The following is a 23,662-nucleotide window of genomic DNA, read 5'->3' on the forward strand; positions in this document are numbered from 1 at the left end:
CCCGGCTACGGTGCCGGCATGGCGAATTTCGTGCTGGTTGCAGGTGCGCGGCTCGGGGCGTGGGCGTGGGGCGAGGTGGTGCCGTATCTGCGCGCGGCTGGCCATGGCGTCTATCCGTTGACGCTGTCCGGTCTTGCTGACAAGCAGGGTGTACCGGCGGGGCAAGCGACTCACGTCCAGGACATCGTTGCCGAGGTGGAACGCCAGGGTCTGCGTGACGTAGTCCTGGTGGGTCACAGCTACTCGGGCATCCCGGTAGGTCAGGCCGCGGAGCGGATCGGTGACCGACTGGCCCGCGTGGTATTCGTCGACTCAAGCGTTCCAACTGACGGCGAGTCGTTTGTCTCCGCCTGGCCGGACGGCGGGGCGGCAGTGGAGGCATCGATCGCCGAGAGCGGAGGGTTTTGGCCGGTCGCGCCAGCTGCTCATTACGACGGCGAGGGTCTCACCGATGAGCAGATCGCACGCCTCGTGCGTGGCTCGACGCCTCACCCAGGTGCCACGCTGACCGAGCCCGCTGTGCTGTCGGGGCCGCTCGGTGAACTTCCGGCGACATACATCCTGTGCGTGATGCCAGGGGCCGAGCCTGACGACGCCGAGCCCGACGAAGATGTGGCTGAGCTGCTGAACGGCAAGCGCTGGCGGCTGGTCAAGATGGACACCGGCCATTGGCCGATGTTCTCCCAGCCGCGCGAGTTGGCGCAGATTCTCCTCAGTGCTGCCGTGGAGTGAGAGCACTATGAGGACGGTCGCCTGGTCGACCTTGTCCGGGATGGTGCAGCGGATCCCTCGGCGACGCAGGTATGCGCGGTGTTAGGACGCCGAAGGGCGTTCCGCCGAACCGCTCTTGGCGATCACCGCGACCGGGCTCTAACCTCCCGTGATGATCTGCGAAGAATTCAAACGCGCACTCGAACCCGCGTCGGCCCACCTCGGCTCCGCGGCCGCCGGGGCCGCGACGTGATCGGGCCCCTGGACCCGCGCACCGCAGGACGCCGCTACGTGACCGCCTGCGTCCTCTACTGGTTCCCCGTGGGCCTGGCCGTCAGCCCGCTGATCCTGCTCTTCACCGAGCGCGGAATGTCCCTGACCGCAGTCGCCGCGTTCTTCGTCGCCCACTCCGTCACCGCCGCCGCACTGGAACTGCCCACCGGCGGACTCTCCGACGTGCTGGGCCGCCGCGCCGTGCTGGCCGCGGCAGGCCTGCTCAACCTGACGGCCTTCACCCTCCAGGGCCTGGGCACCGCGCCCTGGGTCCTCGCCCTCGGGATGGCCCTCATGGGCGCGGGGCGCGCGCTGTCCAGCGGGCCCGCCGAGGCCTGGTACGTCGACACGGTCCAGGCCCACTCCGGCCCCGACGCCGAACTGCGCACCGGACTGGCCCGCGGCGGCTCCGCGGTCTCCGCCGCGCTCGCGGCGGGCACCCTGCTTGGGGGCGCGCTCCCCTGGCTGCTCGCCCGGGGCGACGGAGTCGCCACCTGGCTGAGCCGGGCGACGTCCGGGCTCGTGCTCCCGCTCTCCACACCACCGCTGCTGGGCGCGGTCGTGGAAACGGCCTTCGTGCTCTACGTACTCACCGCGCTCCCCGAGCCGCCCCGCCCGCCGAGCACCCTGCGCTCCGTCCTCCACGGCATCCCGGCCACCATCGCCGAGGGAGTACGGCTGGGCGGCCGCGATCCGCTGATCCGCCGGGTGCTCCTGAGCGCGGCCGCCGCGGGCGGCGCGCTCGCCGCGCTCGAACTGCTGACACCGGGCCGCGCCGCGTCGTTCACCGGGGCGCCGGAATCGGGCGCGATGCTCTTCGCCGTGCTCGCCTGCGCCGGATTCCTCTGCTCCGGACTCGGGAACCACCTCGCGCCGCTGACCGCGCGGCTCGCGGGCAGCGGCGAGCGCGCGGTGCTGCTGGGTCTGGGAGCCGGCGCGAGCGGACTGCTCCTGCTCGGCGCCACCGCCGTGGCGGCGGGCCCGGCCGCGCTGGTCCTCGCGATCCTCGGCTACGGGCTGGTGTACCTCGGCCTCGGCGCGGCGGGCCCGAGCCAGAACGACCTCCTGCACCGCCGGGTGCCGAGCGCGGGACGGGCCACGGCCCTGTCCGTCCAGTCCCTCGCCCTGCAACTGACCGGGGCGCTCACGGGCCTGCTCGTCGGCGTGCTGCCGCGGGGCCCGCTGCCCTGGCTGACGGGGGGCGCGTTGCTCCTGGCGGGCGCCCTGCTGTGGATCCGGCGCGGCGAGCCCGCAGCCTCGTACCCGACCTCCCGGGAGGTGGAGGGAGTCGAGCCGGTCTAGGGCCTGTCGTCAAACTCCCGCCGCGAGGCCGCCCTTCGGGCGACGACGGGAGTTTGACGACAGGCCCTAGCGGTGTCCTTCGGTGCGGGCCGGGCCGCGGTTGCGTGCGCCCACCCGACCCACCCGTCACATAAGTCCAGGACGGGGTGCGGCTTTGTCCATGGGCCTGCCGGGCCGGGGTCCGCAGGCTGTCAGGTCAGTGAGCGGACCGCCGGCCTCCACGGTGTGCGGTCTTCCGCCCAGGAAGCGCCGACTCCCGGAGGTCCGATGCGAACCCCCCTCTGGCCGGCCGCAGCCGCGGTGGCCGGTCTCGTGGCCACCTTGGTCGTGGCCGTGCCCGCCGCCCCCGCCGCGGCGGCCGGCCCCGTGACGATCACCTCGCCCGAGCTGTCCGTCAGCGTGGACAGCGCCTTCCCCCGCGTCATCAGCTACACCCGCACCGCCACCGGGGACGTGCTGAACGGCAACGAGGACACCATCGGCGCGATCGTCGTCAACGGCACCACCTACACCCCCACCGTCACCGCCTCCCCCTCCGCCTCCGGCGTGGACTACGCGCTGGCCTTCTCCGGAGTGACCATCAGGTCCCGGCTCTCGGTGACCGGTTCGGTGGTGGAGTTCAAGGTCACGGCGGTCGAGGACACGGCCGCCCTGCGCGTCCGCAGCTTCGCCATCCCCAACCACAACCTCGTCAGCGTCCGCAGCAACCAGACGGGCGCCGCGCTCTCCACCGCGAAGATGCACACCGCCACCACCGGCACCGGGGACACCTTCACCCCGATCACCGCGAGCACCCCGGTGGACGCCTCCGCGACGACCGTGATGTACGGGCTGGCCAACACCGGGAAACTGGCCGCGGCCATCGACTCCAACTCGTACTACGACGCCCCCTCGGGCGGCACCGCCAACGAGAACGGCCGGATCAGCAAGCAGGTCACCGACAAGGGCACCTACCGCCGGGCCGGCCTGTGGAGCGGATCCTGGCTCTACCGGGCCTCGGGCGCAGCCGACGGCGACACCGAGCCGCTGCCCTACGTCCGGGTCGCGATCACGGCCGACCGCAACGCCGACTCCACCGTGGACTGGCAGGACGCGGCCGTCGCCTACCGCGACATCTGGACCGCTCCCACCGGCTGGCAGCAGACCGCCGACCGGGTCGTGCAGCGCATCCCCTTCAACTTCGCCTCCGCGGCCACCCACCCCTTCGCCGAGACCCTCGACGAAACCAAGCGGGTCAACCTCGCCACCGACGGCCTCGGCCAGTTCGTCCTGCTCAAGGGGTACGCCTCCGAGGGCCACGACTCGGCCCACATGGACTACAAGAACATCGGCTCCAAGCTCGGCGGCGCCACCGACCTGAACACCCTCACCACCGTCGGCCACACCTACAACGCCGACTTCGGCGTCCACATCAACGCCACCGAGGAGTACCCGGTCTCGGCCACCTTCGACCCGGCGCACCAGACCGGCGGCCTCGGCTGGGACTGGCTCGACCAGTCGTACTACGTGGACACCCGCAAGGACGGACAGTCCGGCGGGCGCCTGAAGCGGCTCCAGGACCTCAAGGCGGCCGCCCCCGGCCTGGACTTCCTCTACGTGGACGTCTGGTACGGCGACGGCTACCTCTCGCGCAAGCTCGAGCGCGAGATCGGCGGGCTCGGCTACCAGCTCGCCACCGAGTTCCCCGCCTCCATGACCGGACAGTCCCTCTGGCACCACTGGGCCACCGACGTCAACTACGGCGGCACCGACCTCAAAGGCATCAACTCGAACATCGCCCGCTTCATCGCCAACCACACCAAGGACGACTGGATCGCCGCCAACCCGCTGCTCGGCGGCGCGGAGATCACCGCCTACGAGGGCTGGCAGGGCAAGCGGGACTTCACCTCCTTCCTCTCCACCACCTTCGCGACCAACCTGCCGACCAAGTACCTCCAGGAATCCCCGATCGTGAAGTGGACCGCCAACACGGTCACCCTCGCCAACGGCACCACCGTCACCACCTCCGGGAACACCCGCAAGATCACCACGGCCGGCCGGACCGTCCTCGACGGCTCCGCCTACCTGCTCCCGCGCGACGGCAAGCTCTACCACTGGAACGACAAGGCCGCCTCCACCACCTGGACCCTGCCGGCCGGCTGGTCCTTGCCCAAGCTGTACAAACTGACCGACACCGGCCGCCAGTTGGTCGGAGACCTGGCCGTCACCGGCGGGCAGGTCACCATCAACGCCGCCGCGAAGACGGCTTACGTCGTCACCAACGGCGCCGCCCCCGCCCAGGCCGACCCGAACTGGGGCCAGGGCGCCCCCGTCAAGGACCCCTCCTTCTTCTCCGGCAACCTGAACGCCTGGACCGTCACCGGTTCCGGCGCCGCCGTCACCCGCAACGCCCAAGGGCAGAACGAGCTCACGATGGCCGCGAGCACCGCGCCCGCGGTCTCCCAGCAGCTCACCGGACTCACCCCCGGCACCTACGCCGCCTCCGTCTGGGTCTCCACCCCGACCGGACGCGCCGCCACCCTGACCGTGACCCCGGCCGGAGGCACGGCCGCCTCCGTCTACGCCGACTCCTCGACGCTGACCAACAACCTCGGCGGCAGCGAGAAGAACGGCACCAAGATGCAGCGCATGAAGGTGCTCTTCGACGTCCCCACCGGGCAGTCGGCGGCCACCCTCAAGCTGTCCGCGGCCTCCGGCTCCGGCACCGTCTACCTGGACGACGTACGGGTCGTCCGCTCCGCCCGCACCCCGCTGAACGGCCACTGGTTCACGGAGGACTTCGAGAACGTCGACGCGGGCTGGGGCCCCTTCGCCTTCGGTGGCGCCGGCGGCTCGGCCACCGACCCGCGCACCCACATCGCCCAGCGCAACGCCCCGTACACCCAGGCGGGCTGGAGCGGAAAGCTGGTCGACGACGTGATCAGCGGGCAGAACTCGCTGAAATCGCACGAGGAGCGCCAGGGCCTGGTCTACCGCACCCTCCCGCAGACCCTGCGGCTGACGCCCGGCCGCTCGTACAAGGTCACCTTCGGCTACGAGAACGGCTTCGGCGGCGACTACCAGTTCATCACCGGCTCCGGCAGCACCGAGACGGCCACCGCGCTGGACCAGGCCCGGACGGCCACCACCTTCACCAAGACCTTCACCGCGGGGACCGACGCCTGGATCGGCGTACGGAAGGTCACCGGCGAAGGCTCCCACAACGAGGCCGACTTCATCCTCGACGACCTCGCCGTCGACGACCTGGGATCCGGGACCGGCGGCGAACTCCTCGTGCCGCAGGCACAGATGAGCGTCAAGGCGGTCGACAGCCAGGAGACCGCCGGCGAGAACGGCGCCGCGGCCAACGTGCTCGACGGAGACAGCGCCACCATCTGGCACACCCAGTGGTACCAGGCCACCGCGCCGATGCCGCACGAGATCACCCTCGACCTCGGCGCCTCGTACAACGTCTCCGCCCTGCACTACCTGCCCCGGCAGACGCAGAGCAACGGGCGCATCGCCGACTACCAGGTCCTCACCTCCGCCGACGGCGTCACCTGGGGAACGGCGGCCGCCTCCGGCACCTTCGCCAACACCACCGCCCAGCAGGACGTCGCCTTCACGGCCCGCACCGCGCGCTACGTCAAGCTCAAGGCCACGAGGGAGGTTTCGGGCAATCCGTGGACGGCGGTCGCGGAACTCAACATCGGCTACCTGCCGTGACGGGTCCTTCCCACGGCGACGGCTCCGGGGGCGACGGCTCCGGGGGCGAAAGGAGCCATCGCGCCGACTGCTGTTGCACCGACTGCTGTTGGCGGAACCGGACGGGCGCCACGCCCACCCGGCGGCTGAACAGCCTGCTGAAGTAGGCGGCATCCTCGTAACCGACCCGCCGGGCGACCCCGGCGACCGGCAGGTCGGTCCGGGCCAGCAGCTCCTTCGCCCGGCTCAGGCGGATACCGAGGAGGTACTCCTTGACCCCCTCCCCGGTACTGCCCCGCACCGCCCCGCGCAGTTCGGGGAGGCTCATCCCGAGCCGGGCGGCGTGCTCGGCCACCGAGATCGGCAGCAGCGCGTCCCGGGCCAGGGTGTCCATCACGGTGTCCCCGTGCCGAGACACCCCGGCCCGGGCGTAGCGCAGCGCGACGAGCAGCCCGTGCACGGCCGCGGCGGCCTCCACCTCCAGCAGGGGGCCGCCGAGGCGGGCCGCCCGGACGATCCCGTCGACCACGTGCCGCACCCCGGCCGTGCCGCTGAGCGGGACCAGCGGCCGGTCGGGGGTGACGTAGCCGAGGTCGGTGTACGCCTCCACGCTGTGGCCGGCGAAATCCACGAAGCACTCGTCCCATCCCGTCTGCGGATCGGGGCCGTAGTGGTGCTCCACCCCGGGCACGAGCCACAGCAGCGCCGGGGCCGTCACCGGCTGCGGGGCCCGCCCGCCGTGGCTGAACCAGCCCCGGCCGGAGCAGACCACCACCGCGACGTGGTGGTCGAGCACGCGCGGGCCGACCACCGGCAGCTCGCCCTGCTGCACCCCCACACCGAGGCACACCAGACCGAGCCGGCGGTGGTTGGCGGTCGGCGAGAAGTACCGCATCCAACTGCTGTACGGAGGCGTTGCCATCTGCGGATTGTGATCCACAAGGCAGGGCGTGCTCAAGGGGCCGCGGACTCCTGGGCGTTACGGGGCTTTCGCGCGATCGGTGCTACGGGTGCCACCGGTGGGACCGCTGCCGCCGGCGCGACGGCTGCCACCGGGACCGGCGCGGGCCGCGCGCCCGCCGGCCCGCCCGGGGCCCGCTCCGGCCGGAGACCCGCCGCCAGCCCGGCGACCACCACGGCCAGGCCCAGCCACACCGCCGGCCCCGGGACCCCGCCCCCGGTGACGGTTCCCGCGCCCGCCGCCGCGAGCGGGGCCACCCCGGTCAGCAGTCCGGCCCGGCCGGAGCCCACCGCGGCCACCGTGCGGTACCAGAGGAGGAACGCCACCGCCGTCACCATCACGGCGAGGTAGCCGACGGCGGCCCACTGGCGCGGGCTCACGGACACGAGCTCCGCGGGCCCCTCGACGCACACCGTGAGCACCGCCAGCATCACCGCGCCCATCCACACCGCGTGCAGCGACACCCCCCACGCCCCGTGGCGCCTCAGCACCGGTACCGCCAGCAGGGTGAAGCCCGCCTCACAGCCCAGCGCCAGTGCCGCCCACCCGACCCCGGCCGCGTCCGTCCGGCCCGTTCCCTCCACCAGCACCGCTCCCGCGACCACCACCGGCGCGGCAAGCAGCACCCGGCGGCTGGGCGCACGGCCCTCCATCAGCGGGCCGATCACCGCGAACAGGACGGGTACGCAGGCCACGGCGACGGCGATCACGGCCGGTTCCGCGTGCGCCACGCCCCGTACGACGGCCACGTTGAACAGCACCAGCCCGGTAGCGGCGACCCCGGCCAGCCACAGCCACTCACGGCCGCGCGGCGCGGTGATCCGCACCCGGGCGAGGCGGGCCAGGCCGAAGAGGAGCAGCGCGGCCATCGCGTAGCGGACGGCCTGCACACCGAAGAGCGGGGCGTCCACGAGGGAGCGGGAGACGGTGACGCTGCTGCCGACGAGTGCCATGCCGGCGATACCGGGGGCGAGATCGCGCAGATGCCGGGGCGAGGAGTGCGGAGGGCGCGAAGCGAGTGAAGGGCGTGAGGTGCTCATGCCTTCGAGCCTGGCGCCACAATGGACTGGTGGACAGGTCCAAAGTGAGCGCCAACGAGGGGTCCGAAACAGTGGGAACCGAGACCGCGGGGTCGGACTTCCTCCAGCTGGACATCGGCCGTGCCCCGGCCGGCGGCCGTACCGACTGGCTGGCCGACCGGCTCCGTGAGGCCATCGCCGACGGCACGCTCGCCGTCGGCAGCAGGCTCCCCGCCAGCCGCGTCCTCGCCGCCGAGCTGCGGGTCTCCCGGGGGCTGGTCACCGAGGCGTACCAGCGGCTGGCGGAGACCGGCCAGGTGCACGGCCGCGGCCGTGCGGGGACGGTCGTGGTGGCCGCGCCGGTGACCGGGCGGCGCCCCCCGTCCGGGCCCGCGCGCTCCGCGGTCCCGGATCCGGCCGATCCCTTCTCGACGAGGAAATGGGGCGCCCTCGTCGACGCGCTGCGCGCGGCCCCGGGCCGGATCGACCTCTCGCCCGGGGCGCCCGACCTGGCCGCCTTCCCGCGTACGGCCTGGCTCCAGGCCGAGCGCCGGGTCCTCGCCGAGCTCACCCCCGCCGACTTCGGCTACGGGAACCCGCAGGGCACCCCCGCGCTGCGCGAGGCGATCGTCGGCTGGCTCGCCCTGAACCGGGGGATCCGTGCCGACCCCGACGAGGTGGTCGTCGTGGCGGGCGTGGCGCAGGCGCTCGGACTGCTGGCACAGGTGCTGCGCGCCGAAGGCGTACGGCGCGTGGCGGTCGAGGACCCCGGCTCGCTCGGCACGCGCCGGCAACTGGAACACGGGGGCATGCGCATCCTGCCCGTACCGGTGGACGGGGGCGGCATCGACACCGCGGCCCTGGCGGCCGGCCCGGCCCAGGCGGTGGTGCTGACACCGGCGCACCAGTTCCCGACCGGGGTCGTCCTCGACGGGGAACGCCGTCGCGAGCTGCTCGGCTGGGCGGCGGCCGGGGGAGTCGTCATCGAGGACGACTACGACGCCGAACACCGCTACGACCGCGCCCCCGTCCCCGCCCTGCGGGCCCTGCTCCCGGAGGCCGTCTGCTACACCGGAAGCGTCTCCAAACTCCTCGCCCCCGCCCTGCGACTGGGCTGGCTGCTGGTCCCGCCGCGGCGGCTCGACGCCGTGATCGAGGCCAAGCGCTACGCCGACCTCGGCAATCCCGTACTCGCCCAACTGGTGCTGGCCCGGCTGATGGCATCGGGGGAGCTGGAGCGCCACCTGCGCTTCGTACGCCGGCGCCACCGGGCCCGCCGGGACGCGATGCTCCGCGCGATCGCCGCCGAACTGCCCGGCGCCCGGGTGCACGGGGCGGCGGCCGGGCTGCACCTGATGGTCACCTTCGAGGGGGCCGGTGAAGGCACCGACGGCCAGGGCGCCGGCTTGGACGACGCGGCCCTCGCCGCCGCAGCCCTCGACCTCGGGGTCAAGGCGCACCCCCTGTCCTGGCACCGGGTCACCCCGGGCCCCGCGGGCCTGGTCCTCGGCTACGCCGCGGGCTCGGTCGGGGAGATCGAGGAGGGCGTGGCCGTCATCGGCACGGCTCTGCGAGGGCTACGGGGGTAGCCGGGTCCGCGCCGCACAGGCCTGGTCCGCGCCGGGCCCGAGCGGGCGGCGGCCGGTGTTGCGAAAAGTTTTTCGGGAACGGCGGCAACCTCCCGGGGACTCGCGCGTCGTGCGGGGGTGAAGGGCGTGATCCCGCGCCCCCGCAGCCGACCGTGGAGAACCACCGTGAAGAACCTGAAGCGCGCCCCGCTGTCCGTCCGCAGGGCGGCGGGCCTCGCCGTAGCCGCCGCCGGCGTGGCCGTCGCGCTGGCCGGGCCGGCCTCCGCCGCACAGGGGGCGTCCGCCTCGCCGACCGCACCCGCCCCCGCCCCGGCGACGGCCACGCCGAGCACCGCACCGAGCGTGGTCCCCTCCGCCCCCGCGCCTTCGGTGAGCCTGCCCCCGGGCACCAAGCCGTCCGCGGCCCCCAGCGCCGTCCCGAGCGTGTCGCCGACCGCCGCACCGAACGGGACCCCGACCGCCGTACCCAGCGCGGCTCCGAGCGCCGCCCCCTCCTCGCCCGGCGAGCCCGAGCTCGCGCATACTGGCTCCTCCGCCACCACGGCCGCACTCGGCGCCGGGGCCGCCGTGCTGATCACCGCCGGGGCCGCGACCCTGTACACCGTGCGGCGCCGCGCCAACGGCTGAGGACCCCCGTGCTCCACCTCGCATTCCCCGCGGGCCCCGTCGCGTCCGGTTTCGACCGGCCGCGGCGGGGCTTGTGGTCGTTCCTGTTGCGCCGTGAGCGCTCCTCCTCCGCGCAGGCCCCGCCCGCGCCGTCGGAGCCGTACCGGCACGGGTACACGTACGGCCACCCATCCGAGGCGGGCGGCCCGCCGCCCACCGTGACCGAGCTCTACCACGCCCACCGGCTGCGGATGGTCCGGCTGGCGGTGCTGCTGGTGGACGATCTGGGGACCGCCGAGGACGTGGTGCAGGACGCCTTCACGGCGTTGTACCGGCGCCACGGCGAGCGGATCACGGAGGTGGACAACGCGCTGGGCTACCTGCGCACGGCCGTCGTCAACACGGCCCGTTCCGTGCTGCGTCGCCGCCGGACCGCCCGCGCGTGGACCCCGCAGGCACCCGCCGACGTACCCTCCGCCGAGGCGTCCGTGGTCCTCGACGAGGCGCACCGCGAGGTCCTCGCCGCGCTGGGGCGGCTGACGCCGCGGCGGCGGCAGGTCCTGGTGCTGCGCTATTGGGCCGACCTCAGCGAGGCGGAGATAGCCGAGACGCTGGGGATCAGCCGAGGGGCCGTCAAATCGAACGCGAGCCGTGGGCTGGACGCGCTGGAACGGATTCTGGAGGGTCGGATATGACGCGCGAACAGGAGCCGCCCACGGGGCCGGGCCGGGAGCCGTCGGATGCGTACGGGCCCGTCGGAGCGCACCGGCCCTCCGGGACGCCGGCCGAGCGGCCGGTGGAGTACCGGCTGCGACAGGCCCTCGACGCCCGCGCGGGCGGGATCACCGTGCGCGAACTGCGCCCGGCGCAGCCGCCCGGGCCGGGCGTGCTGCGCCTGCCGTGGGCCTGGCCGCGCGCTTTCACGCTGCCCCTGGCGGGGCTGGCGGCGGCCGCCGCGGTGGTGGTGGGGTACGCCGTACTGGCGCCGGACGCTCCGGTCCGCCCGGGCCCTGTCCCCGTGCCGCCCGCCGCGCCGCCTTCGGCCTCGCCGACCGGCTCGGCTCCGGGGCCGGTTCCGGGCGGTCCGTCCCCGTCCGTTTCCCCCTCCGTGTCGCCGTCGCCGTCGCCGCTTTCGCCTTCGCCCTCGACCTCGTACGTGCCCACGGTGAGCCCGTCGCGGGCTCCGGAGACCGGTACGGCTGCGCCACAGCCGAGTTCCGTCCCCTCCGCTCGGTCGGGCCCGTCGGCTTCCGCAGTGCAGCCCTCGGCCTCGGCTTCGTCCCCGCCGCCGACGGCTTCGCCGGGCCGCCGCTGAGGGAGCGGGGCGGGAAGCGGTCCGTTCGGTGCGGCACGCGGGCCGCAACCATGCGCCGGTGGTGGTCCGTTGGCCGCATCCTTGGATCCTGCCGCAGCATGCGAACGGGGGGCGCGGGATGTGGTCAGTGGTGTCGTCGGGGCCCGGCTCGGCGCGGTCGCCGTCGACCTCGCCACGGCCTGCCTGGCCCAGCACCTGGACGCCGAGGACCGGATCCCCTCCGAAGCCCGGGCGGAGGTCCTCCTGCGGCGGATCCACACCTTCATCGAGCACTCGGAGGTCCGCACCGCGAAATCGCCTAGCGTCCGACCGGGGGGCACGTCCTAAGCTTCCGCCGTGAACGACACGACACACGACATACGCATCAGGCCGGGCGGCCCGGCCGACGTGAAGGCCGTACTGGACATGCTCGACGGGGCAGTGGCCTGGATGAACGCCCGTGGGAACACCGAGCAATGGGGCACGACCCCGTACTCGCGCATTCCCGGCGGGGTGGAGCGGGTCGAGGGCTACATGACCGAGAACTCCCCGTACATCGCGGAGTCGGGCGGGGTGCCCGTCGGCGCCCTGGTGCTGGACTCCGGGCCCAGCCCGAAGATGCCGATGATCGCACCGGCCGGCGAACCCGAGCGGTACGTCCGGCTGCTGGTCTCCGACCGGCGGTACGCCGGCCAGGGCATCGGTGCCGGACTGCTGGCCCGGGCCGTGGAGGAGACCAGGCGGGCCGGCGTGGAACTGCTGCGGGTCGACTGCTGGGCGGGCGGTACGGGCGAACTGGTTGCGTACTACGAGCGCAACGGCTTCATCCGCACCGACCCGTTCCTCTCCGGCACCTGGCCGGGCCAGGTACTGGCCCAGCGGGTCTAGAACCCGTGGGAGCCGGTCAGTAGTCGTCCTCGTCGGCCTCGCCGGAGTGGTGGCTGCGCAACACGGACACATCGGCGATCCACTGCCGGGCCTCGCCGGCGAAGTCGACCCGGCTGATGTCGTGGTGGGCGGCCACGTACCGCAGTGCCGGAGGCTTGTCCCGCCAGTCCTCCGTGTCCAGGGCCGCCTTGCGGAGGTAGATCTCGCAGCCGACGGAGTTGGTGAAGAAGGTGAGTTCCAGCTCGCGCGGACGGCCGTCCCGGCCGAGGCGGTCGACGAGCAGGAAGCTCTGTCGGAGGTAGAGGTGCGACTCGGTTCGGGGAATGGAGGAGTCGTCGATCCGGGCCGTGTCGCACAGGTAGCCCTCGACGGCGAAGGCGTCGATGACGGCCTCGTGCAGGGGCAGGGCGGCGACGTGCACGAGGTCGTGGTCGGTCTGTCCCTTGGACCCGTTCTTGATCTCCACCTCGGTGCTCAGGCCGAGGAACACGCCGAGGGCCTGCCCGTTGACCTCGGACACCGGGGATTCCCACCGGAGCCGGTGCCGGAAGGGCAGCCGCTTCTCCTCGCCCTTCTCCAGGGTGAACCAGCCGGACACGCTCGGATGACCGAAGCTGGGCCGGTCGTCGTACTCCGTGTTGCCCGACTTCCGTCCGACGACGAGCTCGAGGCGTACGGATTCCACTTCCACAGATCGGTCGGGGGCGCGGACCACCACTTCCCCGCGAAGAACCGAACCCGGTCGTACCGGTCCGGATTCGACCACCGTATCCACTTCGAGCGGTATCCCGCCCCTGCCCAACAGACGTTTGAAGACCATGGGGGCAGGCTAGTAGGCGGTGTCGGAACCGCAGTTGCCGAGGGCGGGTTCAGGACGCCGGGGTGTTCCGTACCGCGGCAACCAGCAGGGCGAGCTCCGGAGTGCGCTCCGCCTCGTCCAGGGCCTCGCGCAGGGCGGTGTCGTTGGTGGGGCGGGCCTCGGCCAGGAGCGCCAGGCCGGCCGGGCTGACGTCGGTGTAGATGCCCCGACGGTCCGTGTCGCACAGGTAGCGGCTCAGTAGCCCGCGGTCCTCCAGCCGGCTGACCAGCCGGGTCGTCGCGCTCTGGCTGAGCACCACCGCGTCCGCGACCTGGTGCATGCGCAGGTGGCCGCCGGGGCCGCTGTGCTGGCGGCTGAGGACGTCGAGCAGGGAGTACTCGCGCACGCTCAGTTCGTGTCCCGCCTGGAGAGCGCGCTCGATGTGCGTCTCGATGCGCCCGTGCAGGAGGGAGAGGGCGCACCAGCCCTGGGAGAGGGCGGTGAGTGCGCTGTCCGTGGCCGTCATGGGCGTCCTCCTCGAAGGCGTGTGGCTCCAGGATAGGGCACGTCTGCAATTGCCCGCGCTTGCAAATATCCCGCGTCTGCAATTAATGTGGACGCAGGCAACCCGCTGCGGCAATCGCCAGGCTCGGTGCCTCCCTCCTCCCCCCTGAAGCCCCTGCTAGCTCCTGTAGCTCCTGAAAGGCACCCCTCATGCCTCTCGCACTCCTCGCACTCGCCATCGGCGCTTTCGGGATCGGCACCACCGAATTCGTGATCATGGGCCTGCTCCCCGAGGTCGCCGGCACGTACGGCGTCTCGATCCCCACCGCCGGCTTCCTGGTCACCGGCTACGCACTCGGCGTGGTCCTCGGTGCCCCGCTGATGACCGTGCTCGGCACCCGCATCCCGCGCAAGCGCATGCTGATGCTGCTCATGGGCCTGTTCATCGTGGGCAACGTGGTCTCCGCGCTGGCCCCCGCCTTCGGCGTCATGCTCGCCGGGCGCGTGGTGGCATCCCTCGCCCACGGCGCCTTCTTCGGCATCGGTGCGGTCGTCGCCGCCGAGCTCGTCGCCCCCGAGAAGAAGGCCGGAGCCATCGCCATGATGTTCACCGGCCTCACCGTCGCGAACGTCGTCGGCGTCCCGCTCGGCACCCTGGTCGGCCAGCACCTCGGGTGGCGCGTCACCTTCCTGATCGTCGCCTCGCTCGGCCTCCTCGGACTGCTCGGCATCGCGCGGCTCGTCCCCGACCTGCCCCGCCCCGAGGGGGTACGGATCCGCCACGAGCTGGCCGCGTTCCGCAACGTGCAGGTGCTCCTGGCCATGGGGATGACCGTCCTCGGCTTCGGCGGGGTCTTCGCCGCCATCACCTACATCACCCCGATGATGACCAACGTCGCCGGCTTCGCCGACACCTCCGTCACCTGGCTGCTCGTCCTCCTCGGCCTCGGCATGGTCGCGGGCAACCTCGTCGGCGGCCGCTTCGCCGACCGCGCGCTGATGCCGATGCTGTACACCTCCCTGGGCGCGCTCGCCGTGGTCCTGGCCGCCTTCACCCTCACCGCCCACACCCGGACCGGCGCCGCCGTCACCCTCTTCCTCATCGGGGCCCTCGGCTTCGCCACCGTGCCGCCGCTGCAGAAGCGGGTCCTCGACCAGGCCGCCGGCGCCCCCACCCTGGCCTCCGCCGTCAACATCGGCGCCTTCAACCTCGGCAACGCCCTCGCCGCCTGGCTCGGCGGGCTCGTCATCGCCGCCGGACTCGGCTGGACCGCCCCGAACTGGGTCGGCGCGGCCCTGGCCGCCTCCGCGCTCGCCCTCGCCCTGGTATCCGGCGCGCTGGAGCGCCGTACGGGGACCCGCGCGGGCGGCGAAGGCGGCAGCCGGGTCATTGCGGCCGGAGCCCCGGCGGCCGCCGCCGCCCCGGCCCACCACTGATCCACCGCCCCTCGTACCGCCCCGCATCCCCCCACGTCATAGGAGACCCGCATGTCCACCCCCACCTCCACCCGCACCGCCGTCGCCCCCCTGACCACCGCGGACGCCGAGGCGCTCGTCGTCGCCGCCACGGCCGCCGCCGGCGCCGCCGGGGTCGCGGTCAGCGTCACCGTGCTCGACGCGGGCGGCCACCCGCTCGCCTTCCGGCGCGACGACCGGGCCGTCCTGATCTCGGGCGAGACCAGTACCCGCAAGGCCTTCACGGCGCTGCAGCTCGACGCCCCGACCGCCGATCTCGTCGACGCCGTCCAGCCCGGCGGCCCCTTCCACACGCTGCCCACCGCCCTGGACCGGCCGCTGCTGTTCATCGCGGGCGGGCTGCCGGTCCACCGCGACGGCCGGCTCGTCGGAGCCATCGGCGTCGGCGGCGGAGCCCCGGCCCAGGACCACGGATTCGCCGAGTCCGCGCTCGGCGCCCTGGCCTGACCCCTGCGTCCCGGCCCGACCTCTGCCTCCGGTCGCGCACCGCCGTCCCCCGTGCCAGGTTGGTACGGGGAAGGTGCGTGATGCGGCAGACGAAGCAGTACGGGCGGAGCCACGTCATCGCGACGGCAACCGTCGCCGCGCTGGTCACCCTTGCCGCCGTGCCCGGCTGTGCGTCCGGGGCGCCCGGCCCGGGGGAGGCCCGGGCCCCGGCAGCGGCGAGCACCCCGCCGAGCACCCCGCCGAGCACCGAGCCGAGCGCGACGACACCCGCCGCGACCCCGGCCACCCCGCAAGCCCCGGCGCCCTCGCCGACGCCCGCCTTTCCGCTGTCCAAGGCCCCGCGCACCGTCCCCGCCGTACGAGAACACGTGCCCGCCCGCGGCCCCGGCTGGCGGCCCGCCCCCGAGGCGCGGGTCGTCGTACCGCCGGCCGACAGCGCGGCCCTGGCGGACGAGGGCAAGCTGCTCGCCGGGGAACTGGGCATCGGATTCGCCGAATCGGCCACCCCGCGCAAGGGGGACGTGGAACTCGCCCTCGGGTCGAAGGGCTCCGGCACTCCCGAGTCGTACACCCTGACCGTGAGCAACGGGCAGGTCCGCATCACCGGACCCGACCAGGCCGGGGTGTTCTACGGCACCCGCACCCTCAAACAGGAGGTGAGCGGCGGCGGTTCGGCCCCGGAAGGCACCGTGCGCGACGCCCCGGCCAAGCCACAGCGCGGGCTCAACCTCGACATAGCCCGCAAGCACTTCACCCCGGACTGGATCGAGGACCGGCTGCGCGAGATGGCCGACCTGAAGCTGAACCAGCTCGGCCTGCACTTCTCCGACGACCAGGCCTTCCGGATCGAGTCCGACACCCACCCCGAGATCGTCTCCACCCCCCACCTCACCAAGGCGCAGGTGCGCGGCATCACGGGGCTCGCCGCCCGCCTGCACATAGCGGTCGTCCCCGAGATCGACTCGCCCGGGCACCTCGGAGCGGTGCTGCGCGCGTACCCCGGGCTGCAACTGCGCGACGTCCAGGGCCGGGCGGTCAAGGGTGCGGTCGACATCGCGAACCCGGCGGCGGCGAAACTCGTCGACGAACTCCTGCGCGAGTACCTGCCGTTGTTCCCCGGAGCGATCTGGAACGTGGGCGCCGACGAGTACCAGGCCCTGGTCTACCGCGATCCGCAGACCTCCTTCCCGAAGCTCACGGCCGCCGCGCGGCAGCGGTACGGGCCCACCGCGCGGGTCCAGGACCTGGCGACGGGCTGGCTGAACGACCGCGCGGCGGTGGTCCGTTCGGCGGGCCGGGCGCCGGCGGCCTGGAACGACGGCTTCTTCACCGGCGGGCTCGCCCAACCGGCCCGGGACATCCAGGTCGAGTACTGGACGGGCAAGGAGAACGGGGCCCGGCCGCCGCTGGAGTACCTGCGCGAGGGCCGCAAGGTGGTCAACCTCAACGACGAGTACCTCTACTACGTGCTGGGGGAGCCGAACCAGTTCACGTACCCCGACGGCCGGCGCATCTACGAGCAGTGGACCCCGCTCGTCCTGCGCGGCACCACGGCCGTGCCCGCGCGGTACGCCGGGCAGATCCTGGGCGCGCGCTTCGCCGTCTGGTGCGATCTCGCCGGATCCCAGACCCAGGCCCAGGTCGCGGCCGGCATCCGGCTGCCACTCGCCGCCCTGTCCCAGAAGGTCTGGGACTCCCGCCCCCCGGCCCTTGACTGGCCGACCTTCAAGGCCCTGGCCGGCCGGCTGTAGTGCGGCGGCATCTCGGCGTTTCGGCGTCTCGGCTGTCGAAACCCGCTGGCCGGGTCCCGTCCGCTTTGCTTGGATGCGGGCATGGACGACAGCGCGCTGCCCTCGCCGGAGGGTCATGAGGTTTCCACCGGCCGTGGGATTGCCACCGGATACGAGATGTCCACCGACCCCGGCCGCCTCGACCGGGAGCTGATCCACCGGTGGCTGTCCGAGGACGCCTACTGGGCACTCGGCCGGAGCCGGGAGAAGCAGGACGCCGCCATCGAGGGGTCGCTCAACTTCGGGGTCTACGACGTCGTGTCCGGCCTCCAGGTGGCCTACGCGCGCGTCATCACCGACCGCGCCACCTTCGCCTGGCTCTGCGACGTGTACGTGGACCGGGGCGTACGGGGCAAGGGGCTGGGCACCGCCCTGGCGGGGGCGGTACGGGACCACCTCGCCCCGTACGGGCTGCGCAGGATCCTGCTGGCGACCGCGGACGCCCACGAGGTGTACGCGAAGGTCGGCTTCGAGCCGCTCGCGGCACCGGAGAAGTGGATGGCCCTCGGCGTGCAGTAGGGCGCCGAGGGGCCCGGCGCGCGCCTACCAGATGGAGTTGACCCACTCCGGGTGGTCGATGAACGGGTTGCGGTTGTGCTGGTAGGTGTCGTATATGACCTGGTTGCGGCGCTGCTCGAAGGCGTCCGGCGGGTCCTGCAGGTTCCACTGCTTCAGGACGCTGATCTTGCCGAAGAGGGGCGCGCTGCCGTTGTTGACCTTGTCGTTCATCTCCAGGTCGGCGAAACCGTCACCGCCGTCGTAGCGCACGGCCATGTAGAGCAGCATGCGCGCGACATCGCCCTTGACCGCGTTCCGCGGCTCGAAGGAGTCGGAGTCGGTCAGGCTGCCGGGGGCCTCGGAGACCGGGCCGCCGCCCAGGTCGAAGTCCTTGTTCCCGCGGGTGCTGTTGACGGTGACGTCCTCGGGCCTGAGGTGGTGCAGGTCGGTCCCGGGGCCGGTGGCGGTGCCGAAGTCGCCGTGGCTCTTGGCCCAGACGTGCTCGCGGTTCCAGTCGTTGACGCCGCCGCCGTTGGTGGACTTCGACTGCGAGCGGCCCGAGTAGACCAGGATGACGTTGTTGGAGTTCGCGGGGTCCTGGTCGGTGACCTTCAGGGCGCTCCACACGCCGTCGTACGTCACCTTGGACTGGGTCTTGATGATGTTGTGCAGCGCCGTCTTCAGCGCGGCGCCGGTCTTGCCCTCGGCGGCGGCGTAGTAGGTGTCGACGGCGACGGAGGCCGAAGCCGCCGTGGGGGCGGCCTCGTTCTGCTGGCCCGCCGAGGCAGAGGCCGGCAGTAGTACGAGGGACGCGGCCGCGAGGCCGGCTGCCCAGGGAGCAAGGCGCGAGATTCTCATCACGTGGGGGTACCTCTCCACACGCACCGCCCCCGCCCGGGGAATTGGCGGGGCATCAGGTGGCAGAGCGAGATTCACATTGTCATGTGCCCTACAGGTAAAAAGCACGTGTCCGGAGGCAGGATTTTCTACGCGCGTCATGCGGGGGATTCGTGCGGGTGAATGGCGCAAGAATCCCTATGCAGGACCGGGCGGTACGGGCACGGTGGCGGGGGCCACACCGTGAACAGCCCTACCAGGAGCAGCCCATGGCACCGAAGATCCTCATCGTGACCGGCGACGCGGCGGAATCTCTGGAAGTCCTCTACCCCTACCAGCGCTTGATCGAGGAGGGGTACGACGTCCACATCGCAGCGCCGGCGGTGAAGAAGCTGCGGTTCGTCGTACACGACTTCGAGGACGGCTTCGACACCTACACCGAGAAGCCCGGCTACACCTGGCCCGCCGACATCGCCTTCGCCGACGTGGACCCGGGCGAGTACGCGGCGCTGGTCGTGCCCGGCGGACGTGCCCCGGAGTACCTGCGCAACGACCCCGAGGTGCGGCGGATCCTGTCGGCCTTCGCCGGCGACGACAAGCCGATCGCGCAGATCTGCCACGGCCCCCTGATCACCGCCGCGGCGGGTGCGCTCGACGGCCGCCGGGTCACGGCCTATCCGGCGCTGGAGCTGGACGTGAAGGCGGCCGGCGCCACGTTCGAGGACTCCGAGGCCGTGGTCGACGGCACGCTGGTGTCGGCCCGCGCCTGGCCCGACCACTCCGCCTGGATGCGGGAGTTCCTGACCGTCCTGCGCGCCAAGGCCCCGGTTTCGGCAGGCTGAGCTTCGCCGTCCCCTTGTGAAGGATCCTGACCGGGGCCGCCGGGGACTGCCGGGGAGCGCAATCGATGTGGTGGGGTGTGGGCGTCAACCCACCTATTGCGCACGGCAGTTGAGAGGGGTCAGTCATGACGGGAAGATGGGGACGGCGAGGGTTCATCGGTGCGGCCGCGGCGCTGGGAGGCGCCGCGGTCATCGGAGCCGGGGCGCCGCTCGCCCGCGCGCAGGAGGCGGCCCGGCCACCGTGGCCCGACACGGTGGCGATCCCGGCGGGCTTCCAGCCCGAGGGGATCGCCGTCTCCGCGCGCGGCACGGCCTACACGGGCTCACTGCTCGACGGCTCGGTCTACCGCTTCGACCTCACCACCGGCGCGGGGCGGATCGTCACCCGGGGCGAGGGTCCGATGGCGGTGGGCCTCAAGCTCGACCCGTACGGCCGGCTGCTGGTCGCGGGCGGCGCCAGCGGGCAGATCCGGGTGATCGACGCCGGGGACGGGCGGGTTCTGGCCACCCACCAGGCCGCGACCGGCACCGCCTTCGTCAACGACGCCGTCGTCGGCTGCGGCGGCGCCTGGTTCACCGACTCCTTCGCGGACGTCCTGTACTTCCTGCCCGTCGGCCGGGACCTCACCGGCCCCGGCGCGGCCCCCCGCACCCTGCGGCTCGGCGGAGAGTGGGACCCGGTCCCGCCCGGCGGTGCCCACTGGGGCGCCAACGGGATCGCGCGGACCCCCGACGGTCAGGCCCTGCTCGTGGTGCACGACACCGCCGAGGCGCTGTTCCGCGTGGACCCGCGCACCGGCGCCGCCACCCGGACCCTGCTCGACGGCGGCTCCGTGGGCAACGGCGACGGGCTTGTGGTGCACGGGCGGACGCTGTACGTCGTACGCAACTGGGCCTATGCCGTGGACGTGTTCACCCTGAGCGGGGACGGCCGGCGGGCCCGCTTCGTCTCACGGATCACCGACCCGCGCTTCGACGAGCCGACGACGGCCGCGGTGTACGGCGGCCGGCTCTACGTGGTCAACGCCCGCTTCGACGCCGACTGGTCGGACCCGGCCACCGCCTCGACGGTCGTCAGCTGCCCGCTGTGATGGCGGGCGCGGCCTCGTACTTGTAGTTCGGGCCGAAGTTCTTCTTCACGGCCGCTTCCCAGGTGCCGTCCTCGACCATCTTGCGGATCGCGTTGTTGATCTTGGCCTGGAGCTCGGTGCTGCCCTTCTTCATGCCGATCCCGTAGTTCTCGCTGCTCAGGCTCAGCCCGATCAGCCGGAACTTGCCCTCGTTGCCCTTGCGGGCGGTGTAGCCGGCCAGGATGGAGTTGTCCGTGGTCATGGCGTCCACCAGACCGTCCTTGAGGGCGACGACGCATTCGGAGTAGCCGCCGAGCTCCAGGAGGCTCGCCTTGGGGGCCAGGTTCTTCCTGACGTTCTCCGCCGAAGTCGAGCCGGTCACCGAGCACAGCCTCTTGCCGGTGGCGTTGAGGTCCTCGGCCTTGGTGATCGTGGGGTCGTCGGCGCGGACCATCAGGTCCTGGTGCGCGAGGAAGTACGGGCCGGCGAAGTCGACCTTCTGCTTGCGCTTGTCGTTGATCGAGTAGCTGGCCGCCACGATCTGGACCTCGTTGTACTCGATCAGGAGCTCGCGGTCGTTGCTGAGGACCTGCTTGAAGACGATCCGGTCCTTCGAGTAGCCGAGCTCCTTGGCGACGTACGTCGCCACGTCCACGTCGAAACCGGTGAAGCTCCCGTCGGGCTCCCGCATGCCGACGCCCGGCTGGTCGAACTTGATGCCGATGGCGAGGGTCCCCTGGTCATCGTCACCGCCACACGCCGATGCGGTCAGAGAGAGACCGATCACTGCGGCGATGGCACCGGCCTTGGGAACCTTCATGCTGCACTCTTTCCTGGGGTACGCGGATACGCGGGGTCGCGGGCGGGCGGACCGCGCGGGAGCGCGCGGAGCGCACCGGGACCGGCCCGGGGCGCGGGGAACCGCACGGGCTGGTGGACGCGTATATGAGGAAGCTAGGAAGGTGTCGGGCGCAGTGTCACGGCATCTGAGCAAATCTTGAGGGTAACGATCCGGAACGGCGGCAGATCCTGCGGCGAATCCGGTTCTGAACGGGAGAGGAGCCTGTCAGGTGGCCAAGGGCGGGGTACGGGTCGAGGGGAACGCACTGCTGCTGGGCGAGGGGGCGCAGGTCCGGTTCATGCGGACGCTGCGGCTGCCGGAGACCGGTACGCACAATCTGCCCCCGGGGTTGGGGGAGTTTCCGCTGCGGCGGGTGGAGGACTATCCGGACACGGTTCCGGCGGACTGGCTCGCCAAGGGCGGGGTGATGCTCCCCGTGTACCTCCGCGAGGCGATGTGGCTCAGCTTCGGCGGGACCCGGGAGCCCACCGCGCTCCAGGTCGGTGTCGGCAAGGTGTGCGCCGTCTCCGGCGAGCGGTGGACGGGCACGCTCGGGCGCAGGCCGCAGAACTACCTCGTGCTGCCGCGCCAGCCGTGGCTGGACGGGATCAATTCGGGCACGGGTACGGTCCGCCAGTTCGTCGCCGTCCCGCTGGGGCTCGGCGCCACCGTGGAGGGCCAGGTCACCGGTGAGGAGACCGCGGGCGGCGTGCAGCTCCAGGCCTTCCCGCTCGGAGCGAAGGCGCTGGAGCGGTGGCGGGAGGAGGAGCGGGCGCGCACGGCCGGTACCGGCCGGGTCGGCGCCGTTCCCTACGGGATCGTGCCGCCGGGCGGCCATCCGGGCGGCTACGGGGGCGGCGGCTACGGAGCGGCCCCGGGGATGCCGATGCCGGCGCCGATGGCGGCACCGGCGCCGGGCGGGCCGCCCGGAGCGCCCGCGGCCCCGGCCGCGGCTGCGGGCCCCCAGCGGCGCTCGAGGGGCGGGCCGGTCCCGCAGGCGGCCCCGGCGATGGGGCTCGGCGTCGGCGGCTCCATGCGGCAGGAGGTGTACCGCGACGACCGCAAGGCGAAGGACTGGGCGGGCGAGCCGGCCGCGCGGGTCTTCGTCCACCTGGTGACCCCTCCGGCATGGCGCCGGATCACCGGGGAGGAGCCGCCGCCCTCGCCGGTGGACCGGGCCGCCTACACCAAGGCGGGGCTGCCGTGGTTCGACTACTACGACGAGGCCGCTGCCGACCTCGCCCCCTCCGACACCCTCGGCCGGGTGCAGCCGGTGGGCGAATGGCTCGGTACCGACGAGGCTCCGTGGGCGGAACCCGCTCCCGGCCAGGTCGCACCCCTGGGGAACGCTCCCCGGCCGGGCAAGCCGGTCCAGGACGGCGACTGGTAGCCGGCGCGGGTCCCCGCTGCCCCGGCCGGCCCCGCGGACCCGCCGACCCGTGCCCCGGACTGGCCGGGAACGTACGGTCGTTCGACCCCCGGGGCCGGTCCCGTGACAGCATGGGCGGGCAACACACGGTGGTCGGAGGGGGAGTTCGGTGAGCGGAGTACGCAAGGGCCTGGCCAAGGTGGAGATCGCGCTGCGGTGGGATCCCAGCCCGGCGGGAGCGCCCGTCCACGACCTCGACCTGCTCGCCGCGGTCTACGCCGCGGCGGATCCGTACGGGGAGCCCGTCCACCTGGTGCACTTCGGCAGCCGGTCGCCCGACGGCACCATCACGTTGAACCGGGACAGCAGGACCGGTCTGGGGCTGGGCTTCGACGAGGTCATGACCCTCGAACTGACCCGGATCGCGGTCGAGCTGAACCGGGTCGTGGTGGGAGTGGTGATCCAGCGGCCGGGCGGCGGCCCGGCGCTGACCTTCGCCGAGGTCGCGGGGAAGGGCCTGCGCATCCGGGAGGGCTACACCGATCTCGCCGTGGACGACCTCACCGGCTTCGGCGCGGCGAGTGCGGTCACGGTCGCCGAGTTCACCCGCGACGAGGCGGGGGTCTGGTCCCTGGATCCGGCCGTACGGGGCTTCGACGCCGACCCGGAGGAGTTCGCCCGGGCGATGGGCGCGGCCCGGAACTGAGCCGGCCGCACGGACGGCAGCCCGGACAGCCGCACGGACCGGTGGGGGGGGGGCACCCGGGGGGGGTCGGCCCCCGCCGCGGGGGGGGGGGGCGCGCCCCCCGCCCACCCCGGGCCGCCGGGCGGGGGGCCGGCCCGGTGAGGGGGGGGGGGCCCC

General features: G+C 73.0%; 23 protein-coding genes. 17 read left to right on the top strand and 6 right to left on the bottom strand.

The window, feature by feature from the left end:
• Positions 1-18: 18 nt before the first annotated feature.
• The 3 genes from ACFVX6_RS26610 (at position 19) to ACFVX6_RS26620 (ending at position 5,991) form a co-directional block, all read left to right on the top strand.
• Positions 19-732 (top strand): alpha/beta fold hydrolase, encoded by a 714-nt coding sequence (locus tag ACFVX6_RS26610; protein WP_389695514.1) that lies wholly within the window; start codon positions 19-21, stop codon positions 730-732.
• A gap of 228 nt (positions 733-960) precedes the next feature.
• A complete protein-coding gene (locus tag ACFVX6_RS26615) occupies positions 961-2,286 on the top strand; it encodes an MFS transporter (protein ID WP_389695516.1) in 1,326 nt (441 codons plus the stop codon).
• Positions 2,287-2,553: 267 nt separating this feature from the next.
• Positions 2,554-5,991, top strand: coding sequence for an endo-alpha-N-acetylgalactosaminidase family protein (locus ACFVX6_RS26620; RefSeq protein ID WP_389695518.1), 3,438 nt, complete (start codon positions 2,554-2,556; stop codon positions 5,989-5,991).
• On the opposite strand, the gene ACFVX6_RS26625 is transcribed toward ACFVX6_RS26620, so the two are convergent.
• Positions 5,969-6,892 carry a helix-turn-helix domain-containing protein gene (locus ACFVX6_RS26625; protein ID WP_389695520.1) on the bottom strand — a complete coding sequence of 308 codons (924 nt, stop codon included), beginning with the start codon at positions 6,890-6,892 and terminating at the stop codon, positions 5,969-5,971. The two genes, ACFVX6_RS26620 and ACFVX6_RS26625, sit on opposite strands and share 23 nt — an antisense overlap.
• Positions 6,893-6,924: 32 nt before the next feature.
• The gene (locus tag ACFVX6_RS26630; protein ID WP_389695522.1) at positions 6,925-7,971 is read right to left on the bottom strand and encodes a DMT family transporter; all 1,047 of its coding nucleotides are present in this window, start codon (positions 7,969-7,971) and stop codon (positions 6,925-6,927) included.
• Positions 7,972-8,000: 29 nt separating this feature from the next.
• Between ACFVX6_RS26630 and ACFVX6_RS26635 the strand changes: the two genes are divergently transcribed.
• The 6 genes from ACFVX6_RS26635 to ACFVX6_RS26660 all read left to right on the top strand — a co-directional run bounded on the left by ACFVX6_RS26635 (position 8,001) and on the right by ACFVX6_RS26660 (position 12,327).
• Positions 8,001-9,539, top strand: a complete 1,539-nt coding sequence (locus tag ACFVX6_RS26635; RefSeq protein ID WP_389695524.1) for a PLP-dependent aminotransferase family protein — start codon at positions 8,001-8,003, stop codon at positions 9,537-9,539.
• A 165-nt stretch (positions 9,540-9,704) separates the two neighbouring features.
• The gene (locus ACFVX6_RS26640) at positions 9,705-10,166 is read left to right on the top strand and encodes an LPXTG cell wall anchor domain-containing protein (RefSeq protein ID WP_389695526.1); all 462 of its coding nucleotides are present in this window, start codon (positions 9,705-9,707) and stop codon (positions 10,164-10,166) included.
• Between the two features lie 8 nt (positions 10,167-10,174).
• On the top strand, positions 10,175-10,840 hold the full coding sequence (locus tag ACFVX6_RS26645) for a SigE family RNA polymerase sigma factor (protein WP_389695528.1): 666 nt from the start codon (positions 10,175-10,177) through the stop codon (positions 10,838-10,840).
• Positions 10,837-11,460 (top strand): hypothetical protein, encoded by a 624-nt coding sequence (locus tag ACFVX6_RS26650; RefSeq protein ID WP_389695530.1) that lies wholly within the window; start codon positions 10,837-10,839, stop codon positions 11,458-11,460. Before ACFVX6_RS26645 ends, ACFVX6_RS26650 begins: the two co-directional genes overlap by 4 nt.
• Before the next feature lie 120 nt (positions 11,461-11,580).
• Entirely contained in the window at positions 11,581-11,787 is a 207-nt protein-coding gene (locus tag ACFVX6_RS26655; RefSeq protein ID WP_389695532.1) for a hypothetical protein, read from the top strand.
• A gap of 9 nt (positions 11,788-11,796) precedes the next feature.
• Positions 11,797-12,327, top strand: a complete 531-nt coding sequence (locus ACFVX6_RS26660) for a GNAT family N-acetyltransferase (RefSeq protein WP_389695534.1) — start codon at positions 11,797-11,799, stop codon at positions 12,325-12,327.
• 16 nt (positions 12,328-12,343) lie between these two features.
• On the opposite strand, the gene ACFVX6_RS26665 is transcribed toward ACFVX6_RS26660, so the two are convergent.
• On the bottom strand, positions 12,344-13,147 hold the full coding sequence (locus ACFVX6_RS26665) for a sporulation protein (protein ID WP_389695536.1): 804 nt from the start codon (positions 13,145-13,147) through the stop codon (positions 12,344-12,346).
• A gap of 49 nt (positions 13,148-13,196) precedes the next feature.
• Positions 13,197-13,652: a MarR family winged helix-turn-helix transcriptional regulator gene (locus ACFVX6_RS26670; protein WP_389695538.1), complete on the bottom strand. Its 456-nt coding sequence runs from the start codon at positions 13,650-13,652 to the stop codon at positions 13,197-13,199.
• Positions 13,653-13,840: 188 nt separating this feature from the next.
• Between ACFVX6_RS26670 and ACFVX6_RS26675 the strand changes: the two genes are divergently transcribed.
• The 4 genes from ACFVX6_RS26675 (at position 13,841) to ACFVX6_RS26690 (ending at position 17,862) form a co-directional block, all read left to right on the top strand.
• Entirely contained in the window at positions 13,841-15,067 is a 1,227-nt protein-coding gene (locus ACFVX6_RS26675) for an MFS transporter (RefSeq protein ID WP_389695540.1), read from the top strand.
• 51 nt (positions 15,068-15,118) lie between these two features.
• The gene (locus tag ACFVX6_RS26680; protein WP_389695542.1) at positions 15,119-15,553 is read left to right on the top strand and encodes a heme-binding protein; all 435 of its coding nucleotides are present in this window, start codon (positions 15,119-15,121) and stop codon (positions 15,551-15,553) included.
• Between the two features lie 80 nt (positions 15,554-15,633).
• Positions 15,634-17,304, top strand: coding sequence for a glycoside hydrolase family 20 protein (locus ACFVX6_RS26685; RefSeq protein WP_389695544.1), 1,671 nt, complete (start codon positions 15,634-15,636; stop codon positions 17,302-17,304).
• A 156-nt stretch (positions 17,305-17,460) separates the two neighbouring features.
• Complete coding sequence (locus tag ACFVX6_RS26690) at positions 17,461-17,862, top strand: GNAT family N-acetyltransferase (protein WP_389695562.1); 402 nt, start codon at positions 17,461-17,463, stop codon at positions 17,860-17,862.
• Between the two features lie 24 nt (positions 17,863-17,886).
• Here ACFVX6_RS26690 and ACFVX6_RS26695 read toward each other — a convergent pair whose 3' ends face one another.
• Positions 17,887-18,699 carry an endonuclease I family protein gene (locus ACFVX6_RS26695; RefSeq protein ID WP_389695546.1) on the bottom strand — a complete coding sequence of 271 codons (813 nt, stop codon included), beginning with the start codon at positions 18,697-18,699 and terminating at the stop codon, positions 17,887-17,889.
• A 248-nt stretch (positions 18,700-18,947) separates the two neighbouring features.
• Between ACFVX6_RS26695 and ACFVX6_RS26700 the strand changes: the two genes are divergently transcribed.
• Positions 18,948-19,520, top strand: coding sequence for a DJ-1/PfpI family protein (locus ACFVX6_RS26700; RefSeq protein ID WP_389695548.1), 573 nt, complete (start codon positions 18,948-18,950; stop codon positions 19,518-19,520).
• A gap of 125 nt (positions 19,521-19,645) precedes the next feature.
• Complete coding sequence (locus ACFVX6_RS26705) at positions 19,646-20,611, top strand: SMP-30/gluconolactonase/LRE family protein (RefSeq protein WP_389695550.1); 966 nt, start codon at positions 19,646-19,648, stop codon at positions 20,609-20,611.
• Here ACFVX6_RS26705 and ACFVX6_RS26710 read toward each other — a convergent pair.
• Positions 20,595-21,410, bottom strand: a complete 816-nt coding sequence (locus ACFVX6_RS26710) for a glutamate ABC transporter substrate-binding protein (RefSeq protein ID WP_389695552.1) — start codon at positions 21,408-21,410, stop codon at positions 20,595-20,597. The genes ACFVX6_RS26705 and ACFVX6_RS26710 overlap by 17 nt on opposite strands.
• A 250-nt stretch (positions 21,411-21,660) precedes the next feature.
• Here ACFVX6_RS26710 and ACFVX6_RS26715 point away from each other — a divergent pair, with 250 nt between their 5' ends.
• Both ACFVX6_RS26715 and ACFVX6_RS26720 read left to right on the top strand, forming a co-directional pair.
• A complete protein-coding gene (locus ACFVX6_RS26715) occupies positions 21,661-22,821 on the top strand; it encodes a hypothetical protein (protein ID WP_389695554.1) in 1,161 nt (386 codons plus the stop codon).
• Positions 22,822-22,969: 148 nt separating this feature from the next.
• Entirely contained in the window at positions 22,970-23,506 is a 537-nt protein-coding gene (locus ACFVX6_RS26720; protein WP_389695556.1) for a TerD family protein, read from the top strand.
• The last annotated feature ends 156 nt before the right edge of the window (positions 23,507-23,662 follow it).

It is taken from the genome of Streptomyces sp. NPDC058289, from assembly GCF_042880975.1.
GTDB classification, from domain to species: Bacteria; Actinomycetota; Actinomycetes; order Streptomycetales; family Streptomycetaceae; genus Streptomyces; species Streptomyces stoeckheimensis.

What these genes read in the sequence shown, in the direction of transcription:
- ACFVX6_RS26610 (WP_389695514.1), top strand. Translation starts at nt 19, where the DNA reads ATGGCGAATTTCGTGCTGGTTGCAGGTGCGCGGCTCGGGGCGTGGGCG.
- ACFVX6_RS26620 (WP_389695518.1), top strand. Translation starts at nt 2,554, where the DNA reads ATGCGAACCCCCCTCTGGCCGGCCGCAGCCGCGGTGGCCGGTCTCGTG.
- ACFVX6_RS26625 (WP_389695520.1), bottom strand. Translation starts at nt 6,892, where the DNA reads ATGGCAACGCCTCCGTACAGCAGTTGGATGCGGTACTTCTCGCCGACC.
- ACFVX6_RS26630 (WP_389695522.1), bottom strand. Translation starts at nt 7,971, where the DNA reads ATGAGCACCTCACGCCCTTCACTCGCTTCGCGCCCTCCGCACTCCTCG.
- ACFVX6_RS26650 (WP_389695530.1), top strand. Translation starts at nt 10,837, where the DNA reads ATGACGCGCGAACAGGAGCCGCCCACGGGGCCGGGCCGGGAGCCGTCG.
- ACFVX6_RS26665 (WP_389695536.1), bottom strand. Translation starts at nt 13,147, where the DNA reads ATGGTCTTCAAACGTCTGTTGGGCAGGGGCGGGATACCGCTCGAAGTG.
- ACFVX6_RS26670 (WP_389695538.1), bottom strand. Translation starts at nt 13,652, where the DNA reads ATGACGGCCACGGACAGCGCACTCACCGCCCTCTCCCAGGGCTGGTGC.
- ACFVX6_RS26675 (WP_389695540.1), top strand. Translation starts at nt 13,841, where the DNA reads ATGCCTCTCGCACTCCTCGCACTCGCCATCGGCGCTTTCGGGATCGGC.
- ACFVX6_RS26680 (WP_389695542.1), top strand. Translation starts at nt 15,119, where the DNA reads ATGTCCACCCCCACCTCCACCCGCACCGCCGTCGCCCCCCTGACCACC.
- ACFVX6_RS26685 (WP_389695544.1), top strand. Translation starts at nt 15,634, where the DNA reads ATGCGGCAGACGAAGCAGTACGGGCGGAGCCACGTCATCGCGACGGCA.
- ACFVX6_RS26690 (WP_389695562.1), top strand. Translation starts at nt 17,461, where the DNA reads ATGTCCACCGACCCCGGCCGCCTCGACCGGGAGCTGATCCACCGGTGG.
- ACFVX6_RS26695 (WP_389695546.1), bottom strand. Translation starts at nt 18,699, where the DNA reads ATGAGAATCTCGCGCCTTGCTCCCTGGGCAGCCGGCCTCGCGGCCGCG.
- ACFVX6_RS26700 (WP_389695548.1), top strand. Translation starts at nt 18,948, where the DNA reads ATGGCACCGAAGATCCTCATCGTGACCGGCGACGCGGCGGAATCTCTG.
- ACFVX6_RS26705 (WP_389695550.1), top strand. Translation starts at nt 19,646, where the DNA reads ATGACGGGAAGATGGGGACGGCGAGGGTTCATCGGTGCGGCCGCGGCG.
- ACFVX6_RS26710 (WP_389695552.1), bottom strand. Translation starts at nt 21,410, where the DNA reads ATGAAGGTTCCCAAGGCCGGTGCCATCGCCGCAGTGATCGGTCTCTCT.